The following is a 17,402-nucleotide window of genomic DNA, read 5'->3' on the forward strand; positions in this document are numbered from 1 at the left end:
CGATGAACTGGACCCGGTGGCTGCCGTTGCGAGCGCTGAGCGGTTGGCGGCCCGGGGATCTCAATGGCGATCTGGCCGCCGGGCTGACGCTGGCGGCAATCGCCATTCCCGAACAGATGGCGACGGCGCGGCTTGGCGGCTTTGCGCCCGAGATCGGCTTCTTCGCCTTTGTCGCGGGATCACTGGCCTTTGCCCTGTTCGGCGTCAACCGCCATCTGTCGTCCGGGGCGGATTCGACCATCACACCGCTGTTTGCCGGCGGCCTCGCGCTCATCGCCGTTGCCGGCTCGGCGCATTATCTGGCGCTGGCGGCGATGCTGGCGCTGATGGTCGGGCTACTGTGGGTTTGAGCGGCATCTTCCGGCTCGGCTGGATCGCCGACCTTCTGTCTGTCCCAGTCACCACCGGTTTTCTGGCCGGCATCGCGGTCCATATCATCGTTTCGCAACTGCCCGGATTGCTCGGGCTGCCGCCCGAAAGCGGCGAAACGCTGCGCCGCGTCGGTGAGATCGCCGCCAATCTCCACCTCATCAACCCGTGGAGCCTGGCGCTCGGCCTTGGCGTGTTTGCCATTGTATTCACCGCCGAGCGCATCAGCGCCCGCATCCCCGGCGCCTTGATCGGCATGGTGCTGGCGACGCTGGCGGTTGCGATCTTCGGCCTGAAGGCGCGCGGCGTCGAGGTGCTCGGTGCCTTGCCCAACGCCTGCCGCAGGCCGGCCTGCCGACGGTCAGCCTCATCGATGCGCAGGCGTTGCTGCCGCTGGCCCTGCTGATCGCCATCGTGGTCATGGTGCAGACGGCGGCCACCAGCCGCTCCTTTGCTGGCGACGACATCAACCGCGACTTTGTCGGTGTCGGCGCCGGCAGCATCCTGTCCGGCCTGTTCGGCGCCTTCGTGGTCAATGCCAGCCCGCCGCGCACTGCAATCGTCGCCCAGTCGGGCGGGCGTTCGCAGTTTTCAGGCCTGATTGCCGCGGCAATCGTACTGGCGCTCGGCGCCTTTGGCGGCGGCCTGCTTGCCGATGTCCCGCAGGCCGCCCTTGCCGGCGTGCTGATGTTCGTTGCCCATCACATTTTGCGCTGGAAGGTGTTTGCCAGTGTCTACCGGCAGGCGCCGGTCGAATTCCTGCTGATCCTGGTCACCATGACGGCTATTGTCGTGCTGCCGATCGAGACCGGCGTGGCGATCGGCATCGGCCTGTCGCTGCTGCATGGGCTGTGGAGCGCGACACGTACGCAGGCGATCGAGTTGGAACAGGTTCCGGGCACCTCGGTGTGGTGGCCGCCTGGCACGCCAACGGCGGGCGAGCAGCTCCCCGGCGTGCTGGTTGCGGCTTTCCAGGCGCCGCTCTCCTTTGTCAATGCCGAAAGCTTCAAGCGCGGCGTCTGCGAACTGATCGACGCCAGGAGCGACAGTGTGAAACTGGTCGTGCTCGAAGCCAGCAACATCGCCGAGATCGACTATACCGCCGCACAGGCGCTGATCGAAAACATTGCCCACTGCCGCAAGGCCGGTGCTGTCTTTGCCATCGCACGGCTGGAATCGCTGCGTGCCCAGGCGGCACTGGCGCGTTTCGGTATTGCCGACCTCGTCGGCCCGCACAGAATCTTCCACAGCGTCGACGCCGCCGTCAAGGCGCTATCGCCGGACATGAAGCTTGTAGGACAACAGGACAAGGCGCCATGACCACCGAGCGGGAACCCTTGCTGAAGCCTGTCGCCGTGGACGAGCTGCGGCCCACGCAGATCACTGTCGGCATGCGCGAGGTGGCGCTGAAGCGCCGGATGATCCGGGCACAAAGCCCTGAGAAGACAGGCATTTTCCTCGGCCGCCATATGGTGCCGGTAGTGCTTGGTCCGAAGAAGCGCAACTATGTCACCGACCACCACCATCTCGCCCGCGCTCTGCTCGAGGTAGGTGTCAAAGATGTCTTCGTCACCGTGATCCGCGATCTGTCGGGGCTCGACAAGGAAGCTTTTTTCGTCGTGCTCGACAACAGAGGCTGGATGCATCCGTTTGACGAAAACGGGCGGCGGCGGAACTTCGACGCCATCCCAAAGACCATGGCCGAACTGGTCGATGATCCCTACCGCAGCATCGCCGGCGAATTGCGCCGGCAAGGCAGCTTCGCCAAGGACACGACGCCGTTCGGCGAATTCCTGTGGGCGGATTTCCTGCGGCGGCGTATCGATCGGAACGCCGTGGCGAAAAACTTCGACAAGGCGATGAAGCAAGCGCTGGTCCTGGCCAAGAGCAAGGGCGCGGACTATCTGCAGGCCGACCTCGGACTGAGGTCAGAAGGCTGCGAACGCTGACGGTGACGGCGAGGCGCTGCCTGACCGGCGCGCGCGATAGTCTCCCGGCGTCTCGCCCATGACGCGCCGGAAACGGCGATTGAAGGTCGACAGGTCGTTAAAGCCGGCCTCGAAGGCAATTGCCGAGATGGGCTCATCCGACATGCGCAGTTGCACCGCCGCGCGGTGTAGCCGGGTTCTCAGCAGGAACTGATAAGGCGTCATGCCGGCGACCTGCCGGAAGGTGCGCAGGAAGTGATAGGGGCTGGTCGCCGTCGAGCCGGCGAGTTCGGAAAGCGAGACCGGCCGGTCGGCATTGAGCTCGATCTGCCGCACTGCCTCGGCAACCCGTTTCTGGTCGCGCCGGCTCGGTGGGCGAGCGGCAGGCGCGGCCTCGCCGGCGACAGCAAGGGCTGCGCCGCCGACGGCAAGAGCCGCGGCGGCAATGCGCAGGCCAAGCTCCTCGAAGGCATCGATGTCGGCCGTCTCGCGTGCCGCTTCGGCCTCGGCCAGAAGCGCGGCAAGGGCGGGCAAGGGCGGCAGATGCGGCACTCCAAACGCCAGCTTGCCTGCGCCCGGCACGTCGTTGGCAATCCGGTCGAGATAGGCGGGAGCGAAATGGAAGGACAGGCAGCGGTCGCCGGCGCCATGCTCATGCCCGCATTCATAGCAGGCACCAACATTGCCGAGCAGGACGGCACCTGGCGCCAGCATGGCGGTGCCCTGGCTGGTGCGGTAGCGGAAGCTGCCGCTGGTGACTGCGGCAATGCAGACACTGCGGTGCTCTTCCTCGAACGGGCGATCGCCGGCGCCTGCGGTGCACACCACGTCGGACACATACCAGTCCGGCCCTGAAGCCAGTTTCTGCTCGCTTGTCGTCATGGCTTGAAAGATAGCAATTTTTCCCAAGCGCAACACCCCGCCCCGGCCTATCGCTTGCAGCTTCCTGACACCACGAAGGCAGCAGCATGACCGATCTATTCACAGAAGCCCTCCACAGCGACGGCCCCAACCCTGACCTGGCTGAAAAGCTGGATCTCTACGGCCGCTTTGTCGGCGCTTGGACATTCGATGCCACGCGCGACCTTGAGGACGGCACCGTCTTGACCGGGCGCGGCGAGGTGCATTTCGGCTGGGTCCTGGAAGGCAAGGCGATCCAGGATGTATGGATCCTGCCCGCGCGCGATGCCGGCCCCTCGCCTTCGCTCGGCAAATGGACTTTCTATGGCACAACGCTGCGGGCCTATGATCCCGGCACGGATGCCTGGCACATCTTCTGGAGCGATCCGCGTAACCAATATTACAGCCGCCAGCTTGGTCGCGCCGAAGGCGACACGATCGTGCAAGTCGGCGCCGACGGCACTGGTTCCTCGGTCCGCTGGAGCTTTTCGCGGATCACCAAGGACAGCTTCCGCTGGTTGGGCGAGCGTTCGCACGACAATGGGGCGACATGGCGCCTCGAAGTCGAGTTCCTGGCGCGCCGCGTCGCCCAGGGCTGATGGCGCAACACACCTGCAACAAGGAGAAAACCATGCTTGACCACGTTTCGATCGGTGTCCGCGACATCGCCGTGTCAAAGCTTTTCTACGATGCCGCGCTGAAGCCGCTCGGCTATTCCTGCCTCAGCCAGTCGCCGGGCTCGCTGGGCTATGGCGCGCAGGCGGCAGCATTTTGGGTGAACGACGCGGCGCGGCCGGTGCCGGCTGACGAAAAATCCGGCCTGCATTTCTGCTTTGCCGCACCGACGAAGGCGAGCGTCGACGCCTTTCACGCCGGCGCCTTGCGTGCAGGCGGCAACAGCAATGGTGCGCCGGGCCTGCGTGCCGACTATGGCGAAAACTACTACGCCGCCTTCGTCATCGATCCCGACGGCTATCGCCTGGAGGCCTATTGCAGCGCTGCCGGCTAACACCGCCGGCGTCTCCGGTATCGCCATCTCAGACGGTTCCCACCGGCCGGGCTTTGCTCTACCAATAGGGTGGTGCGGGGCTCGGCCCGGCGGGAGGGGTCAGCGATGCCGAGTTTCGACAGCCTGTTCAACGCCTTCGTCACCATCCTGGTGACTATCGACCCGCCCGGTCTCGCGCCGCTCTTCCTGGCGGTGACACGCGGCATGAACCGCGAGGAGCGTCAGCAGGTTTCGGTGCGCGCCTCGATCATCGGCTTCCTGGTGATGGCGCTGTTTGCGGTGGCCGGCGCCTCAATCCTGTCGGTGTTCGGTATCACGCTGCCGGCCTTCCGCGTCGCCGGCGGGTTCCTGCTGTTCTTCATCGCCTTCGAAATGGTGTTCGAGCGCCGCCAGGACCGCAAGGAGAAGATCGGCGACGTCGCCATCACCAAGGACATGATCCACAACATCGCCGCCTTCCCGCTGGCGATCCCGCTTATCGCCGGCCCCGGCGCGATTTCGGCAACCGTGCTTTTGTCCGGCTCGTTCCAGGGTTTTACCGCACAGGCTGCGCTGGTCGGCATCATCTTCGTCTGCCTGGCCATCACCTATCTGGTGTTTGTGCTGTCGGAACGTATCGACCGCATCCTCGGCCAGACCGGCCGCTCGATCCTGACCCGCCTGCTCGGCGTCATTCTGGCAGCGCTTGCGGTGCAGTTCGTGGCCGATGGCATCAAGGCGCTGATGGCGGGGTGAACGACAGCGCCTACTGCCCTACTGCCCTACTGCCCTACTGCCCTACTGCCCTACTGCCCTACTGCCCTACTGCCCTACTGCCCTACTGCCCAACCGTATCAACAACCTCGAAATCGTGGGTGATCACAGCGGTCTTAGCCAGCATGGCGGAGGCCGAGCAGTATTTTTCGATCGAGAGGTTGATCGCACGCTGGACCTTGTCGTGCGACAGGGCGCGGCCCGTGACGATGAAATGCATATGGATGCGGGTGAAGACTTTTGGGTCGGTTTCGGCCCGGTCGGCGTCGAGTTCGACGACGCAATCCTCTATCGCCTCGCGGCCTTTTTCCAGAATGTGGACGACATCATAGGCCGAACAACCGCCTGTGCCGATCAGCACCAACTCCATCGGGCTCGGGCCTGGCGTCTTGCCTTCAGGACCGGAGGCGGTTCCCAGCACGAGTTTGTGGCCACTGCCGGACTCGCCGACGAAAGTGCGCTCTTCGACCCATTTGATCCGTGCTTTCACGGCAATCATCCTCCTGGAAAGACATCCCTAGCCGAACACGACCGCATGCATGATGCGGCCGGGCAGCAGTGTGAACACGCCGGCGCCGATCAGCGCGAAAACATACAGCGAAATCATGACCCTGCGATGTTTGGCTACACGATGCCTATGCGCGTGCCAGACCGCAGGCGGAACGGTGATCAACACTATAATCGACAAGATATGGATCGGGCTGAACGGGCCGATGAGGCGTATCTGCTGGATCCAGAAACTGGAAATGGCGATGACCAGCATCAGCGCCGCCCAGGCATAGCCCATCACGCGGTGGCGTGTCGTGCCTTTCGGCAGCGCCAGCTGGGCGCCGCCCATGGCCAGCGCGGCAAGGGCCGCGAAGGCGTGCCAGGGAATGGGAGGGGGCGCCGATAGAAGCGGTCCGAGCGACATTGCGCCCTCTCCCTAGGTGGCAATCGCTCGCTGCTCAGAACGGGATTTCGTCGTCCAGTTCGCGCGACGAACCGCCGCCACCACCGCCCTTGGAACCGCCGCCACCACCACGGTTGAAGCTTTCATTGGGGCTCGACTGGCCGAAATCCGAGCCACGGCTCGCACCGCCGCCACCGGCATAGTTGCCGACCTGGCCGCCGCCCTCGCCGCGTGAATCGAGCATCTGCAGCTCGCCGCGGAATTTCTGCAGCACGACTTCCGTCGTGTATTTGTCGGCGCCGGTCTGGTCCTGCCATTTGCGTGTCTGCAGCTGGCCTTCGACGTAAACCTTCATGCCCTTCTTCAGATATTGCTCGGCGACCTTGGCGATCTGGTCATTGAAAATGACGACGTTGTGCCACTCGGTCTTTTCCTTGCGCTCGCCGGAATTCTTGTCGCGCCAGCTTTCCGACGTGGCGATGCGGATGTTGACGACCGGGTCACCGGAATTCAGGCGGCGGATTTCAGGGTCCGCGCCGAGGTTTCCGACCAGAATGACCTTGTTGACGCTACCCGCCATGACACTTCTCCGCGCTCATCCGAAACAAATTTTAAGTCGCTCACCTTACAGCCTGCATGCGATCCTCGCTTGCCGCGGCTGGCTTTTCCCACAAGGTTTTTGTTCTTTTTTTGTTCTATTCTTGTCTGCCCCGGCTGTCAAGAATGTCAGCAAGAGGTAGGGTGTGCGTCCGAAATTGCGACTATGCCGGGATCGAAAGGCGGAGCGAATGAAAGTCATTGCGCATCTGGACCAGCCGCGAGAGCAATGGCGAGCGGGCGTGGAAACCCGCATGCAAGTTTCCGCCGGCAACGGAGCGAGCCAGCTTTGCCTGTTCGAACAATGGGTTCAGCCCGGCGTCGGGGCTCCGACACACCAACACCCAGTCGAGGAAGTGCTGACCGTCATCGCCGGGATCGCTGAAATGTGGATCGACGAAGGACGTCTGACCCTGATTGCCGGACAATCGCTTCTCATTCCTGCCCAACGAAAACATGGGTTCAGAAACGTTGGCACCGAAACGCTTCACATCCAGGCCGTGCTGGCGTCGCCGATCTTCGAGGCGACTTTCGAAGGGGCCGCCCAGCCGGTAAGGCGCTGGCTTCCGGCGCCGCCATAAAAGACCGCTTGCCAAATCAATAAGTATCGACTTATGCTTTTGTCATGATAGAAGCAGAGATATTTCGCGCCCTGGCCGACCCGACGCGCCGCGCCGTCTACGAGCGGCTGGCCGGAGGCGAGATGAGCGTGTCGGAACTGCGCACCGGCATGAGCGTGTCGCAGCCGGCGGTGTCGCAACACCTCGCCGTGCTGCGCGGCGCCGGTCTGGTCAGAGAAAGGCGGGCCGGCCGCAACGCCTATTATCGCGCCGATCCGCAAGGGCTCGATCCGCTGCTCGGCTGGATCGAACGCTACCGCGCATTCTGGCCGGAACGCATCGAAAGACTAAAGGCCGTTTTGAAGGACATGGACCAATGACCGATGAAAAGCAGGCTCCGGCCGCCAAGGATACACTCGCCTTCGAATGCGACCTGCCGGACGCACCGGAAAAGGTGTGGCGGGCGCTGACCGTGCCGGAGCTTTTGGCGGCGTGGATGATGCCAAACGACATCAAGCCGGAAACCGGCAGCCGCTTTGCCTTTGCCGGGCCGGACGCGCCGATCGAGTGCGAAGTGCTCGATGCCGAACCGGGGCGGCTGCTGCGCTATTCCTGGCGCGAGCGGTCCGACACCGGCGATGCCGATGGGTTGGACAGCATCGTCACCTTCACGCTCGCCCGCACCGTTTCAGGCGGTACGCATCTGCGCATCGTCCATGACGGGTTTGTGCATGCGGCAACGCCCGCGGTGGCGATGGCGAGCGCCGGTTGCCGGCTTTCGCTCAGGGCATACAAGCCCAAACCGCTGATCGCCGCCAACGCGCCATATCTATTGATGCGCGCGGCCTGAGCCGAAGAAAAACAAACGGAGACAATGAGATGAGCGGCTTTGCCAATCTGGTGCCGATGGTGATCGAGCAATCGAGCCGCGGCGAACGCGCCTTCGACATTTTCTCGCGGCTGCTGCGCGAGCGCATCATCTTCATCAATGGCGAGATCAATGACGGCATGTCGGCGCTGGTCTGCGCCCAGCTTCTGTCGCTGGAATCGGACAATCCCGACAAGGAGATCTCGCTCTACATCAACTCGCCGGGCGGCGTGGTGACCAGTGGCTTCGCCATCTACGACACGATGCAATATGTCAGCTGTCCGGTGTCGACGGTGTGCATGGGCTTTGCCGCCTCGATGGCTTCGTTCCTGCTGATGGCCGGAACGCCGGGCCGGCGCATCGCGCTGCCCAACGCCAGCATCGTGCTGCATCAGCCCCTGGGCGGCTTCCAGGGCCAGGCCTCCGACATCCAGCGCCATGCCGAAGGCATTTTGCGCACCAAGCGGCAGATGACCGAGCTCTATGCGCAGCATTGCGGCCGCACCTATGAAGACGTCGAACGCACGCTCGACCGCGATTTCTTCATGACCGCGCGCGAAGCCAAGGACTGGGGCCTCGTCGACCATGTTTTCGACACCCGCAAGCAGGCGGCGGCCTAGATCGCGAGATTGAACGCGCGCCGGCGTCGCGTCAATTTCGACGCCGCCGGTCTGGCCTCGCATGGAGCGCGACACTATAGTCCTGCAATGCGTTACCGCCTAAACAGACTGATGACAGCCATTGCGATCACCGCTGCGACCGGTAGCGCGGCTCTTGCCGGGAACAGCACATCGCAGCCGCAGACGGGCGCCCTGCCCGGCGTGACCAGCGACTACCGTATCGCCAAGCCGACGCCGCAGCCTGAGCCCGACGATGCGTTGCCTGCCGGCGAGAACGGCACATTCAAGATCGGCGATACCGATGTCAGGATTTCCGGCAGCATCACTGTCGATGTCGGGGTGGGCGCAAACAAGCCTTCCAATCGTTAGGGTCGAATCAAGGCTCCATGCACAAGTCGGCGCCGCCCGGATCTGGCTGCCGCCTCGCATCGATATCGGCACAAAAGAGCAGCCCCGCCGTTGCTTCCGCAAACGGTCGGGGCTTTTTTTGGATTCCAGATCCAATTTGCCGGTAGTGTTATACCGACTTTTGTCTCGGATGCTTCGCGGCATTCAGCCGACGATCCGACTAGCAGTCTCTGATTTTCATGGGATATGGCAGGTCACGGTTTGTCGGGTGGCGAAAACGCTGAACCCTGGCACTTATGCCCGCCGCGGCTCCAACGAGATGTGGAGCCTCAAAGGACTATCCGGTGGCGTCATGCTCCGCTCCTATGTCCGTTGCGTTTGTTGTCGTCCGAAGCACAAATCGCAAAAACCTGCGGCGTCTCGCAGGCCACCTATGGGCGGCGAGGCCATCGAAAGACGGCCGGCTTCGTTGACCTTCAGAGACTGCCCCCCTGAGCCGGCGGCGTCAACCTTGAATAGCCGGTTACCGAAAAATGTGATCGCCGGGAGCTTACGTCAGGGTCAGTTTCTGAAACACCTTTGTCAGGTTTCTGCACAGCTTTGTCAGGAGCGTGTTCGGCCTTTGTTCTTTCCACTTGCCCCTTCACGCGAAAGACGGTTAAACGACTTTGGTCGAGAAGTATGGCGTCTCTCGACGTGGCGGCAAAAATACCTACATAGGGGATGGCCGGGAAAACCCCGCCGATCCCACTGATACCAGATCTGAGGCGGCGACCGGCGATGGCCGACCATAAATACCTTTCCATTCGCGGTGCACGCGAACACAATCTGAAGAATGTCGATCTCGACCTGCCGCGTGACAGCCTGATCGTCATGACCGGCCTGTCGGGCTCCGGCAAATCGTCGCTTGCCTTCGACACCATCTATGCCGAGGGCCAGCGCCGCTATGTCGAGAGCCTGTCGGCCTATGCGCGCCAGTTCCTCGAAATGATGCAGAAGCCTGATGTCGACCAGATCGACGGCCTGTCACCTGCCATCTCCATCGAGCAGAAGACGACGTCGAAGAACCCGCGCTCGACGGTCGGCACCGTCACCGAGATCTACGACTATATGCGCTTGCTGTTCGCGCGCGTCGGAATCCCCTATTCGCCGGCCACCGGCTTGCCGATCGAGAGCCAGACGGTCAGCCAGATGGTCGACCGGGTGCTGGCGGTCGAGGAAGGCACGCGCCTGTTCCTGCTGGCGCCGATCGTGCGCGGCCGCAAGGGCGAATACCGCAAGGAACTGCTGGAGCTGCAGAAAAAGGGCTTTCAGCGCGTCAAGGTCGACGGCGTCTTCTACGAGATCGCCGACGTGCCGGCGCTGGACAAGAAGTACAAGCACGACATCGACGTCGTCGTCGACCGCATCGTCGTGCGCGGCGACCTGGCGACACGACTGGCCGATTCCATCGAAACGGCGCTGAAGCTCGCCGAAGGGCTGGCGGTGGCCGAGTTTGCCGACCGGCCGCTCGACGCCAGCCAGACCGGCGAAGACTCGGTCAACAAGTCGAAGAACGAGACGCATGAGCGCATCCTGTTCTCCGAAAAATTCGCCTGCCCGGTCTCCGGCTTCACCATTCCGGAGATCGAGCCCAGGCTGTTCTCGTTCAACAACCCGTTCGGCGCCTGCCCGACCTGCGACGGTCTCGGCAGCCAGCGTGCCATCGACGCCAGCCTGATCGTGCCGGACGAAAACGTCTCGCTGCGCGATGGCGCCGTCAGCCCGTGGGCGAAATCGACCTCGCCCTATTACGCGCAGACGCTGGAAGCGCTGGGCAAAGCCTACGGCTTCAAACTCGGCGACAAATTCAAGGACCTGACCGAAGAGGCCAAGGAAGCCGTCCTGCGCGGCACCGGCGAGCGCGAGGTCACCTTCCAGTATGATGACGGCCTGCGCTCCTACAAGACGACCAAGACGTTCGAAGGCGTCATTCCCAATCTGGAGCGGCGCTGGAAGGAAACCGAATCCGCCTGGATGCGCGAGGAGATCGAGCGCTTCATGTCGGCAACGCCCTGCCCGGTCTGCAAGGGCTACCGGCTGAAGCCGGAAGCGCTGGCGGTGAAAATCGCCGGAAAGCACATCGGCGAGGTCACCGAGCAGTCGATCCGCAACGCCGACAAATGGTTCACCGACCTGCCGGCGCAGCTCAATGACAAGCAGAACGAGATCGCCGTCAGGGTGCTCAAGGAGATCCGCGACCGGCTGCGCTTCCTCAACGATGTCGGCCTCGACTATCTGACGCTGTCGCGCAATTCCGGCACGCTGTCGGGCGGCGAGAGCCAGCGCATCCGCCTGGCCTCGCAGATCGGCTCCGGCCTCACCGGCGTGCTTTATGTGCTGGACGAGCCGTCGATCGGCCTGCACCAGCGCGACAATGCGCGCCTGCTCGACACGCTGAAGCATTTGCGCGACATCGGCAACACGGTGATCGTTGTCGAGCACGACGAGGACGCCATCCTGCATGCCGACTATGTCGTCGACATGGGCCCGGCCGCCGGCATCCATGGCGGCGAGATCATCGCCCAGGGCACGCCGCAGCAGGTGATGGCCAACCCGAATTCGATCACCGGCAAATATCTGTCGGGCGCGCTTGAAGTGGCCACACCTGGTATCAGGCGCGAGCCCAAGAAGGGCCGCCGGCTGAAGATCGTCGGCGCGCGCGGCAACAATCTGAAGAACGTCACCGCCGAAATCCCGCTCGGCACCTTCACCGCCGTCACCGGCGTGTCGGGCGGCGGCAAGTCAACCTTCCTGATCGAGACTTTGTTCAAGGCGGCGTCGCGCCGCATCATGGGCTCGCGCGAACATCCGGCCGACCATGACCGCATCGAGGGCCTCGAATTCCTCGACAAGGTCATCGACATCGACCAGTCGCCCATCGGCCGCACCCCGCGTTCGAACCCCGCCACCTATACCGGCGCCTTCACGCCGATCCGCGACTGGTTCGCCGGCTTGCCCGAGGCCAAGGCGCGCGGCTACCAGCCCGGCCGTTTCTCGTTCAACGTCAAGGGCGGCCGCTGCGAGGCGTGCCAAGGCGACGGCGTCATCAAGATCGAGATGCACTTCCTGCCCGACGTCTACGTCACCTGCGATGTCTGCCATGGCAAGCGCTACAACCGCGAGACGCTCGATGTCGTGTTCAAGGGCAAGTCGATCGCCGACGTTTTGGACATGACGGTCGAGGAAGGCGTCGATTTCTTCGCCGCCGTGCCCGGCGTGCGCGACAAGCTCGACACGCTGAAGCAGGTCGGCCTCGGCTACATCCATATCGGCCAGCAGGCGACGACGCTCTCGGGCGGCGAGGCGCAGCGCATCAAGCTCGCCAAGGAACTGTCGCGCAAGGCGACCGGCAAGACGCTCTACATCTTGGACGAGCCGACAACCGGCCTGCATTTCCACGACGTCGCCAAGCTTCTGGAAGTGCTGCACGAACTGGTCGACCAGGGCAACACGGTGGTGGTCATCGAGCACAATCTCGAAGTGATCAAGACCGCCGACTGGGTGCTCGACCTCGGCCCCGAAGGCGGCGACGGCGGCGGCGAACTGGTCGCCCAGGGTACGCCGGAAGCCATCGTGCGCGAAAAGCGCAGCTATACCGGCCAGTTCCTCAAGGAACTTTTGGAGCGGCGCCCCGGAGGCAAGCGCGAAGCGGCGGAATAGTAGGCAGACCGGTCGAACGCCTGGAGAGTTTTGAATGACATTCCGACAGGCGCTTGCCGGTGATCTCGACGCAGTCGTCTCGCTGACGCAGGCCGCCTATGAGCACTACACGCCGCTGTTAGGCGCACCACCTATTCCGGTCACCGAGGATTACACGCCACGCATCGAGCGCGGTGAGGTCTGGCTCTTGGAGAGCGGCGCGGATCTTGCCGGGCTGATCGTCATCGAGCGGCATCCCGATCATGCGATGATCTTCAGCGTTGCGGTCTCTCCCGCTTTCCAAGGCAAGAAACTCGGCACCGCGCAGCTCGACTTCGCCGAGGAACAGGCGCGGTCGTGGGGCGTTCCGGAGGTTCGGCTCTACACCAATTCGCGTATGGAGCGGAACATTTCGATCTACACGGCCTATGGCTTCCAGGAAACAGGCCGCCGTGCCAATCCCCACCGGCCGGGATGGACGGTGGTCGACATGACAAAACCTGTCGGCGCGGGCACGGCGGCCTGATTTTTCTGAATTTGGGAGGACGATATGAGCAAATCCGGGACAATCCGCGCAGGCATGGGCGGCTGGACTTTCGAACCCTGGGATATCTCCTTCTATCCGGACAAGCTTTCGAAGGCCAAGCAACTGTACTATGCCAGCCGGCAGGTGCCGAGCATCGAGGTCAACGGCACCTACTATTCCAGCTTCAAGGAACCGACCTTCGTCAAATGGGCGAGCGAAGCGCCGGACGGTTTCGTCTATTCGCTGAAAGGCAACCGCTTCGTCACCAACCGCCGCGTGCTCGGCGAAGCCGGCGAATCCATGACGCGCTTCCTCAGCTCCGGCGTCGCGGCGCTTGGCGACAAGCTAGGCCCGATCCTGTGGCAGTTCGCGCCGACGAAAAAGTTCGATGCAGACGATTTCGAGGCTTTTCTGAAACTGCTGCCGGAAAAGCAGGATGGGGTGGCGCTTCGCCATGCGCTCGAAGTGCGCAACGACAGTTTCATCGTGCCGGAATTTGCCGCACTCGCTCGCAAATACAAGGCGGCGATTGTCTATGCTGACCATGCCAAATACCCTGACATTGCCGACATCACCGGCGATTTCATCTATGTGCGGCTGCAGGCCGGCTCGGACGACAATCCCGACTGCTATACGCCGAAAAGCCTGGACGAATGGGCGGCACGGGTGAAAACCTGGGCGGAAGGCAAGCAGCCGGCCGATCTGCGGCGCGCCGATCCGTCCGTCGAGGCGCCGGTGAAGCCGCGCGACGTGTTCGCCTACTTCATCACCGAGGGCAAGGTGCGCGCACCGTTCGGCGCCATGGCTCTGATGAAGCGGGTGAGCTGACGTACAGACCTAGCAGTTCGCGGAAACGGCTAACCGCTCTAAATCTCTGGTTTGACGCGATTCCGGACGCTTGGACGCGAAAGAGTGTTTCAACCCAGAATTGCTCTAAATCAAGCGAAACGTGGTATCTTCCCCGCCATCGTAACCTTATCGATACCTCCTTGCTGCATGAATCCGGTCCGGCCCGGTTGCAGGAGCCAGGTCGCCGCGGGCAAGGACGAGGGCATGTCGCTCGACTACAATTCCCTTCTGCTGGCTGTCGGTTTTTCCGCCGCTTGCCTCGGTATGACTTTGTTCGGCATCTGGCTGACCGCGCGCTCGGAAAAATTCCTGCTGACATGGGCGGTCAGCGTGCTTCTGATCGTCGCCGACGTCTTCGCCTACCAGGCCTATATCGACACGCCGGGACGCCTGCTCGGCCTAGCCAGCTTTACCTTTCTGCTGCTCGGCTTCGCGACCATGCTGGGCGCGGCCCACCAATTCACGACCGGCGCCTCGCCGCTGCCGCGCATCGCCATCGGCGCCGGCGTCTCGCTGGCGATCGCCTTGCCGCCAATGGCGCTTGGCTATGACGGTCTAGGCTTCATGCTGGAGAATGCCTTTGCCGCGCTGCTCCTGTTTGCGACAGCCTATGAATACTGGAAGGGGCGCACCGAGTTTCCGGCCCCGATCATCGGTATTGCCGGGCTCTACACGGCCACCGCAATATCCTTCGTGCTGTGCTCCGGGGTGCTCGTCTGGGATGGCAGGCTGGTGCTCGGCCATGCGCCGAGCAACTGGGCCGAGGATCTCAGCCTGATCGTCGTCATTGCCTGCATGACCGGTATCGGCGCCTTGTCGCTGGCGCTCAACCAGGGACGCCTGGCGCAGCATCACCGTCGCGAAGCGCTGACCGATCCGCTGACCGGCCTGCTTAACCGACGCGCTCTGTTCGACCTGCATGGCAAGACGCCGGTGGGCGTCTTCACCGCCGTGATCGTGTTCGATCTCGACGGCTTCAAGGCCATCAACGACGAGTTCGGCCATGCCACCGGCGACGAGGTGCTGAAACTGTTCGCCAAGGATTTGACCGCCAATCTCCAGCCGGGCGACGTCGCCGCGCGCATGGGCGGAGAGGAATTTGCGCTGGTCCTCGATCGCATCTTGCCCGAAAAGGTGGAATTCCTAGCCGAGCGCATCCGGGCCAGTTTTGCCTCGCGCCGGATCGATACCGAGACCCGCCTGCTGGCCTGCACGGTCAGCGCCGGGTACGCCTTCGGCAGCGAAGGCGGCACCAAGTTCGACAAGGTGCTCAGCGCCGCCGACAAGGCGCTCTACGGCGCCAAGCGCGGCGGCCGCAACCGGGTGCTCGCATTCCGGCGCGCCGGGTAGGCTGTGCCGATTCAGCCGGCCTGACCTGAATCTCAACACATGTCGATCTGAGCGGTCAGGCCGCCAGGACGATCTCGTTGTAGGTATCGAGATCGACGTAGAAAACCTTGGTGATTTCGCCGATCAACTCATCCTGCTGGTAGCCTTGCGAGCGCAGAATGTTGATGGCGGTGATGATGTCGACGCGCTCTGTCAGCCGTCGTTTCTGGTGGTCCTCGACGAACCGTTCCATAGCCTATTCTCCTGGCAAGATTATCTGGACGCATTGACCGACAATCAGAACTGCGAGGGAAAGCTAGGGTGGCTTGCTTGCGTGGAACTTGCAGGCTGAGCCAGCGCATTCCCTCCATCTGCTACAGACTGATACGGAAGCGGCCGACTCACCGGGGCCTGACAAAGACTAGCATGCAGTATTGCGGGTGCCAGTGTTGAGTAGGCGCACAGAACCGACGCGCCGGGCAAAGGGACCGATTCTGCACCGCTGCGGTCTTGGGCAGATGTCACGGCATGGATCCTGGGGTCTGCGCCGCGTCGCTGCGCTCCTTGCTTCGCCCCAGGATGACGAAGGGATGGGATGGCTCCACCTAATCGCCGCGGTTGCGGCTCGCCGCCGAGAGACCGGTCATTCTCCCGTCACCTACACCGTCAGAAACTTCCTGACATCCGCCCTGTCGAGATCTTCGGCCGGGCCGGTATGGACGATCTGGCCGCGGTCCATGATGTTGACCTCGTCGGCGAGCTCGCGGCAGAAATCGAGATATTGCTCGACCAGAAGCACTGCGATGCCGGCCTGGTCGCGCAAATAGCGGATGGCGCGGCCGATGTCCTTGATGATCGAGGGCTGGATGCCTTCGGTTGGCTCGTCCAGCACCAGCAGTTTCGGCCGCATCACGAGCGCCCGGCCGATGGCGAGCTGCTGCTGCTGGCCGCCGGAGAGATCGCCGCCACGGCGTCCCAGCATCTGCTTCAACACCGGGAACAGTTCGAAGACATGCGCAGGCACATTGCGGTCGGCGCGCTTCAACGGCGCAAAACCGGACTCCAGGTTCTCGCGTACCGTCAGCAGGGGAAAGATCTCCCTACCCTGCGGCACGAATGCGATGCCCGACCGGGCGCGATCATACGCCGCGCTCCGGTCGAGCGCCTTCCCCTCGAAGGCAACACTTCCGCTCGTCAGCCGGTGGTGGCCGACGATCGATCTCATCAAACTGGTCTTGCCGACGCCGTTGCGGCCGAGCACGCAAGTGATCTTGCCGGCACCCGCCTTCAGCGACACGCCGCGCAGCGCCTGGGCGGCGCCGTAGTGGAGTGTGGCGTTGGAAACTTCGAGCATGTCAGCGCCTTTTCCAGAAGCGGAGGAAAGACAGATCGAAGCGATGGAATTGCACCCGCCACACCATGCTCATCTCCCCAAATAGACTTCGACGACCCGCTCGTCGGCCGAGACGAAATCAAGCGTCCCTTCCGACAGCACCGAGCCCTCATGCAGGCAGGTGACCTTGACGCCGAGCTCTCGCACGAAATGCATGTCGTGCTCGACGACGATGATCGAATGGTCACGCGCTATGTCTTTGAGCAGGCGCGCTGTTTCCTCGGTCTCGGCATCGGTCATGCCGGCCACCGGCTCATCGACCAAAAGCAGCTTCGGGTCCTGCGCCAAGAGCATGCCGATCTCCAGCCACTGCTTTTGACCGTGACTGAGATTGGCCGCCAGATCGTGACGCTTGTCGCCGAGCCGGATGACGCCGAGGATGTCGTCGATCTGCCGCGCCTCGGCGGCCGAGCGGCGATGGAACAGCGCCGGGAAGATCGAGCGCGGCCCCTTGAGCGCCAGCATCAGATTGTCTTCGACGCTGTGGCTTTCGAAGACGGTCGGCTTCTGGAATTTGCGGCCGATGCCCATCATGGCGATCTCGGCCTCGTCGTGCCGGGTCAGGTCGACCTGGCCGTCGAAGAACACGTCGCCCTCGTCGGGACGCGTCTTGCCGGTGACGATGTCCATCATCGTCGTTTTGCCGGCGCCGTTGGGGCCGATGATGGCGCGCATCTCGCCCTTGTCGAGCACAAGCGACAGATTGTTGATGGCGCGGAAACCGTCGAAGGAGACCGAGACGCCGTCGAGATAGAGGATGGTGTTGGACTTCGACATCGC

At 63.0% G+C, this 17,402-nt stretch carries 20 protein-coding genes and 1 pseudogene; 14 read left to right on the forward strand and 7 right to left on the reverse strand.

Features of this window, described 5'->3' with window-relative positions; genetic code table 11:
- The first annotated feature begins 2 nt into the window (after positions 1 to 2).
- A pseudogene (locus tag AC1D1N_RS14210) lies at positions 3 to 1,689 on the forward strand (SulP family inorganic anion transporter).
- A complete protein-coding gene (locus AC1D1N_RS14215) occupies positions 1,686 to 2,318 on the forward strand; it encodes a ParB-like protein (RefSeq protein WP_477349195.1) in 633 nt (210 codons plus the stop codon). Before AC1D1N_RS14210 ends, AC1D1N_RS14215 begins: the two are co-directional and overlap by 4 nt.
- Here the strand turns inward: AC1D1N_RS14215 and AC1D1N_RS14220 are convergent.
- Positions 2,298 to 3,179, reverse strand: coding sequence for a helix-turn-helix transcriptional regulator (locus AC1D1N_RS14220; RefSeq protein WP_477349196.1), 882 nt, complete (start codon positions 3,177 to 3,179; stop codon positions 2,298 to 2,300). The genes AC1D1N_RS14215 and AC1D1N_RS14220 overlap by 21 nt on opposite strands.
- An 86-nt stretch (positions 3,180 to 3,265) precedes the next feature.
- Here AC1D1N_RS14220 and AC1D1N_RS14225 point away from each other — a divergent pair, with 86 nt between their 5' ends.
- The 3 genes from AC1D1N_RS14225 (at position 3,266) to AC1D1N_RS14235 (ending at position 4,941) form a co-directional block, all read left to right on the forward strand.
- Complete coding sequence (locus tag AC1D1N_RS14225) at positions 3,266 to 3,796, forward strand: hypothetical protein (RefSeq protein WP_477349198.1); 531 nt, start codon at positions 3,266 to 3,268, stop codon at positions 3,794 to 3,796.
- Between the two features lie 32 nt (positions 3,797 to 3,828).
- Positions 3,829 to 4,206, forward strand: coding sequence for a VOC family protein (locus tag AC1D1N_RS14230; RefSeq protein WP_477349200.1), 378 nt, complete (start codon positions 3,829 to 3,831; stop codon positions 4,204 to 4,206).
- A 105-nt stretch (positions 4,207 to 4,311) separates the two neighbouring features.
- A complete protein-coding gene (locus tag AC1D1N_RS14235) occupies positions 4,312 to 4,941 on the forward strand; it encodes a MarC family protein (RefSeq protein WP_023822237.1) in 630 nt (209 codons plus the stop codon).
- Positions 4,942 to 5,023: 82 nt separating this feature from the next.
- Here AC1D1N_RS14235 and AC1D1N_RS14240 read toward each other — a convergent pair whose 3' ends face one another.
- From AC1D1N_RS14240 to ssb, 3 genes are read right to left on the reverse strand one after another with little or no spacing between them, the layout of a single operon-like run.
- On the reverse strand, positions 5,024 to 5,449 hold the full coding sequence (locus tag AC1D1N_RS14240) for an OsmC family protein (protein WP_477349201.1): 426 nt from the start codon (positions 5,447 to 5,449) through the stop codon (positions 5,024 to 5,026).
- A 27-nt stretch (positions 5,450 to 5,476) separates the two neighbouring features.
- The gene (locus tag AC1D1N_RS14245; protein WP_477349203.1) at positions 5,477 to 5,872 is read right to left on the reverse strand and encodes a DUF2306 domain-containing protein; all 396 of its coding nucleotides are present in this window, start codon (positions 5,870 to 5,872) and stop codon (positions 5,477 to 5,479) included.
- A 34-nt stretch (positions 5,873 to 5,906) separates the two neighbouring features.
- Entirely contained in the window at positions 5,907 to 6,431 is a 525-nt protein-coding gene (gene ssb, locus AC1D1N_RS14250; protein WP_112561535.1) for a single-stranded DNA-binding protein, read from the reverse strand.
- A 208-nt stretch (positions 6,432 to 6,639) separates the two neighbouring features.
- On the opposite strand from ssb, the gene AC1D1N_RS14255 reads away from it, so the two are divergent.
- The 9 genes from AC1D1N_RS14255 (at position 6,640) to AC1D1N_RS14295 (ending at position 15,250) form a co-directional block, all read left to right on the forward strand.
- Positions 6,640 to 7,029 (forward strand): cupin domain-containing protein, encoded by a 390-nt coding sequence (locus tag AC1D1N_RS14255; RefSeq protein WP_477349205.1) that lies wholly within the window; start codon positions 6,640 to 6,642, stop codon positions 7,027 to 7,029.
- Positions 7,030 to 7,073: 44 nt separating this feature from the next.
- Positions 7,074 to 7,388, forward strand: a complete 315-nt coding sequence (locus tag AC1D1N_RS14260; protein ID WP_477349207.1) for an ArsR/SmtB family transcription factor — start codon at positions 7,074 to 7,076, stop codon at positions 7,386 to 7,388.
- Complete coding sequence (locus tag AC1D1N_RS14265; protein WP_477349209.1) at positions 7,385 to 7,858, forward strand: SRPBCC family protein; 474 nt, start codon at positions 7,385 to 7,387, stop codon at positions 7,856 to 7,858. Before AC1D1N_RS14260 ends, AC1D1N_RS14265 begins: the two co-directional genes overlap by 4 nt.
- A 29-nt stretch (positions 7,859 to 7,887) precedes the next feature.
- Positions 7,888 to 8,496 (forward strand): ATP-dependent Clp protease proteolytic subunit, encoded by a 609-nt coding sequence (locus AC1D1N_RS14270; RefSeq protein ID WP_192253728.1) that lies wholly within the window; start codon positions 7,888 to 7,890, stop codon positions 8,494 to 8,496.
- A gap of 111 nt (positions 8,497 to 8,607) precedes the next feature.
- Positions 8,608 to 8,865, forward strand: a complete 258-nt coding sequence (locus tag AC1D1N_RS14275; protein ID WP_477349211.1) for a hypothetical protein — start codon at positions 8,608 to 8,610, stop codon at positions 8,863 to 8,865.
- Positions 8,866 to 9,624: 759 nt separating this feature from the next.
- Positions 9,625 to 12,546 carry an excinuclease ABC subunit UvrA gene (gene uvrA / locus AC1D1N_RS14280; protein ID WP_352586839.1) on the forward strand — a complete coding sequence of 974 codons (2,922 nt, stop codon included), beginning with the start codon at positions 9,625 to 9,627 and terminating at the stop codon, positions 12,544 to 12,546.
- Between the two features lie 34 nt (positions 12,547 to 12,580).
- Entirely contained in the window at positions 12,581 to 13,051 is a 471-nt protein-coding gene (locus AC1D1N_RS14285) for a GNAT family N-acetyltransferase (RefSeq protein WP_477349213.1), read from the forward strand.
- Positions 13,052 to 13,075: 24 nt separating this feature from the next.
- A complete protein-coding gene (locus AC1D1N_RS14290) occupies positions 13,076 to 13,879 on the forward strand; it encodes a DUF72 domain-containing protein (RefSeq protein WP_477349215.1) in 804 nt (267 codons plus the stop codon).
- A 225-nt stretch (positions 13,880 to 14,104) separates the two neighbouring features.
- Positions 14,105 to 15,250: a GGDEF domain-containing protein gene (locus AC1D1N_RS14295; RefSeq protein ID WP_477349217.1), complete on the forward strand. Its 1,146-nt coding sequence runs from the start codon at positions 14,105 to 14,107 to the stop codon at positions 15,248 to 15,250.
- A gap of 55 nt (positions 15,251 to 15,305) precedes the next feature.
- Here the strand turns inward: AC1D1N_RS14295 and AC1D1N_RS14300 are convergent, their stop codons facing one another.
- From AC1D1N_RS14300 to urtD, 3 genes are all read right to left on the reverse strand, one after another.
- Complete coding sequence (locus tag AC1D1N_RS14300; protein WP_112561526.1) at positions 15,306 to 15,482, reverse strand: hypothetical protein; 177 nt, start codon at positions 15,480 to 15,482, stop codon at positions 15,306 to 15,308.
- A 405-nt stretch (positions 15,483 to 15,887) separates the two neighbouring features.
- Entirely contained in the window at positions 15,888 to 16,583 is a 696-nt protein-coding gene (urtE, locus tag AC1D1N_RS14305; protein WP_013895283.1) for an urea ABC transporter ATP-binding subunit UrtE, read from the reverse strand.
- A gap of 69 nt (positions 16,584 to 16,652) precedes the next feature.
- Positions 16,653 to 17,399: an urea ABC transporter ATP-binding protein UrtD gene (gene urtD / locus AC1D1N_RS14310; protein WP_477349219.1), complete on the reverse strand. Its 747-nt coding sequence runs from the start codon at positions 17,397 to 17,399 to the stop codon at positions 16,653 to 16,655.
- Positions 17,400 to 17,402: the final 3 nt, after the last annotated feature.

It is taken from the genome of Mesorhizobium sp. P2_B5, from assembly GCF_056404775.1.

Excerpts from the sequence above, each read along its gene's own strand:
- urtE (WP_013895283.1), bottom strand. The coding sequence starts at position 16,583 with ATGCTCGAAGTTTCCAACGCCACACTCCACTACGGCGCCGCCCAGGCG.
- AC1D1N_RS14285 (WP_477349213.1), top strand. The coding sequence starts at position 12,581 with ATGACATTCCGACAGGCGCTTGCCGGTGATCTCGACGCAGTCGTCTCG.
- AC1D1N_RS14215 (WP_477349195.1), top strand. The coding sequence starts at position 1,686 with ATGACCACCGAGCGGGAACCCTTGCTGAAGCCTGTCGCCGTGGACGAG.
- AC1D1N_RS14295 (WP_477349217.1), top strand. The coding sequence starts at position 14,105 with ATGTCGCTCGACTACAATTCCCTTCTGCTGGCTGTCGGTTTTTCCGCC.
- AC1D1N_RS14220 (WP_477349196.1), bottom strand. The coding sequence starts at position 3,179 with ATGACGACAAGCGAGCAGAAACTGGCTTCAGGGCCGGACTGGTATGTG.
- AC1D1N_RS14275 (WP_477349211.1), top strand. The coding sequence starts at position 8,608 with ATGACAGCCATTGCGATCACCGCTGCGACCGGTAGCGCGGCTCTTGCC.
- uvrA (WP_352586839.1), top strand. The coding sequence starts at position 9,625 with ATGGCCGACCATAAATACCTTTCCATTCGCGGTGCACGCGAACACAAT.
- ssb (WP_112561535.1), bottom strand. The coding sequence starts at position 6,431 with ATGGCGGGTAGCGTCAACAAGGTCATTCTGGTCGGAAACCTCGGCGCG.
- AC1D1N_RS14260 (WP_477349207.1), top strand. The coding sequence starts at position 7,074 with ATGATAGAAGCAGAGATATTTCGCGCCCTGGCCGACCCGACGCGCCGC.
- AC1D1N_RS14255 (WP_477349205.1), top strand. The coding sequence starts at position 6,640 with ATGAAAGTCATTGCGCATCTGGACCAGCCGCGAGAGCAATGGCGAGCG.
- AC1D1N_RS14290 (WP_477349215.1), top strand. The coding sequence starts at position 13,076 with ATGAGCAAATCCGGGACAATCCGCGCAGGCATGGGCGGCTGGACTTTC.
- AC1D1N_RS14225 (WP_477349198.1), top strand. The coding sequence starts at position 3,266 with ATGACCGATCTATTCACAGAAGCCCTCCACAGCGACGGCCCCAACCCT.
- urtD (WP_477349219.1), bottom strand. The coding sequence starts at position 17,399 with ATGTCGAAGTCCAACACCATCCTCTATCTCGACGGCGTCTCGGTCTCC.
- AC1D1N_RS14265 (WP_477349209.1), top strand. The coding sequence starts at position 7,385 with ATGACCGATGAAAAGCAGGCTCCGGCCGCCAAGGATACACTCGCCTTC.
- AC1D1N_RS14230 (WP_477349200.1), top strand. The coding sequence starts at position 3,829 with ATGCTTGACCACGTTTCGATCGGTGTCCGCGACATCGCCGTGTCAAAG.
- AC1D1N_RS14300 (WP_112561526.1), bottom strand. The coding sequence starts at position 15,482 with ATGGAACGGTTCGTCGAGGACCACCAGAAACGACGGCTGACAGAGCGC.
- AC1D1N_RS14245 (WP_477349203.1), bottom strand. The coding sequence starts at position 5,872 with ATGTCGCTCGGACCGCTTCTATCGGCGCCCCCTCCCATTCCCTGGCAC.
- AC1D1N_RS14270 (WP_192253728.1), top strand. The coding sequence starts at position 7,888 with ATGAGCGGCTTTGCCAATCTGGTGCCGATGGTGATCGAGCAATCGAGC.
- AC1D1N_RS14235 (WP_023822237.1), top strand. The coding sequence starts at position 4,312 with ATGCCGAGTTTCGACAGCCTGTTCAACGCCTTCGTCACCATCCTGGTG.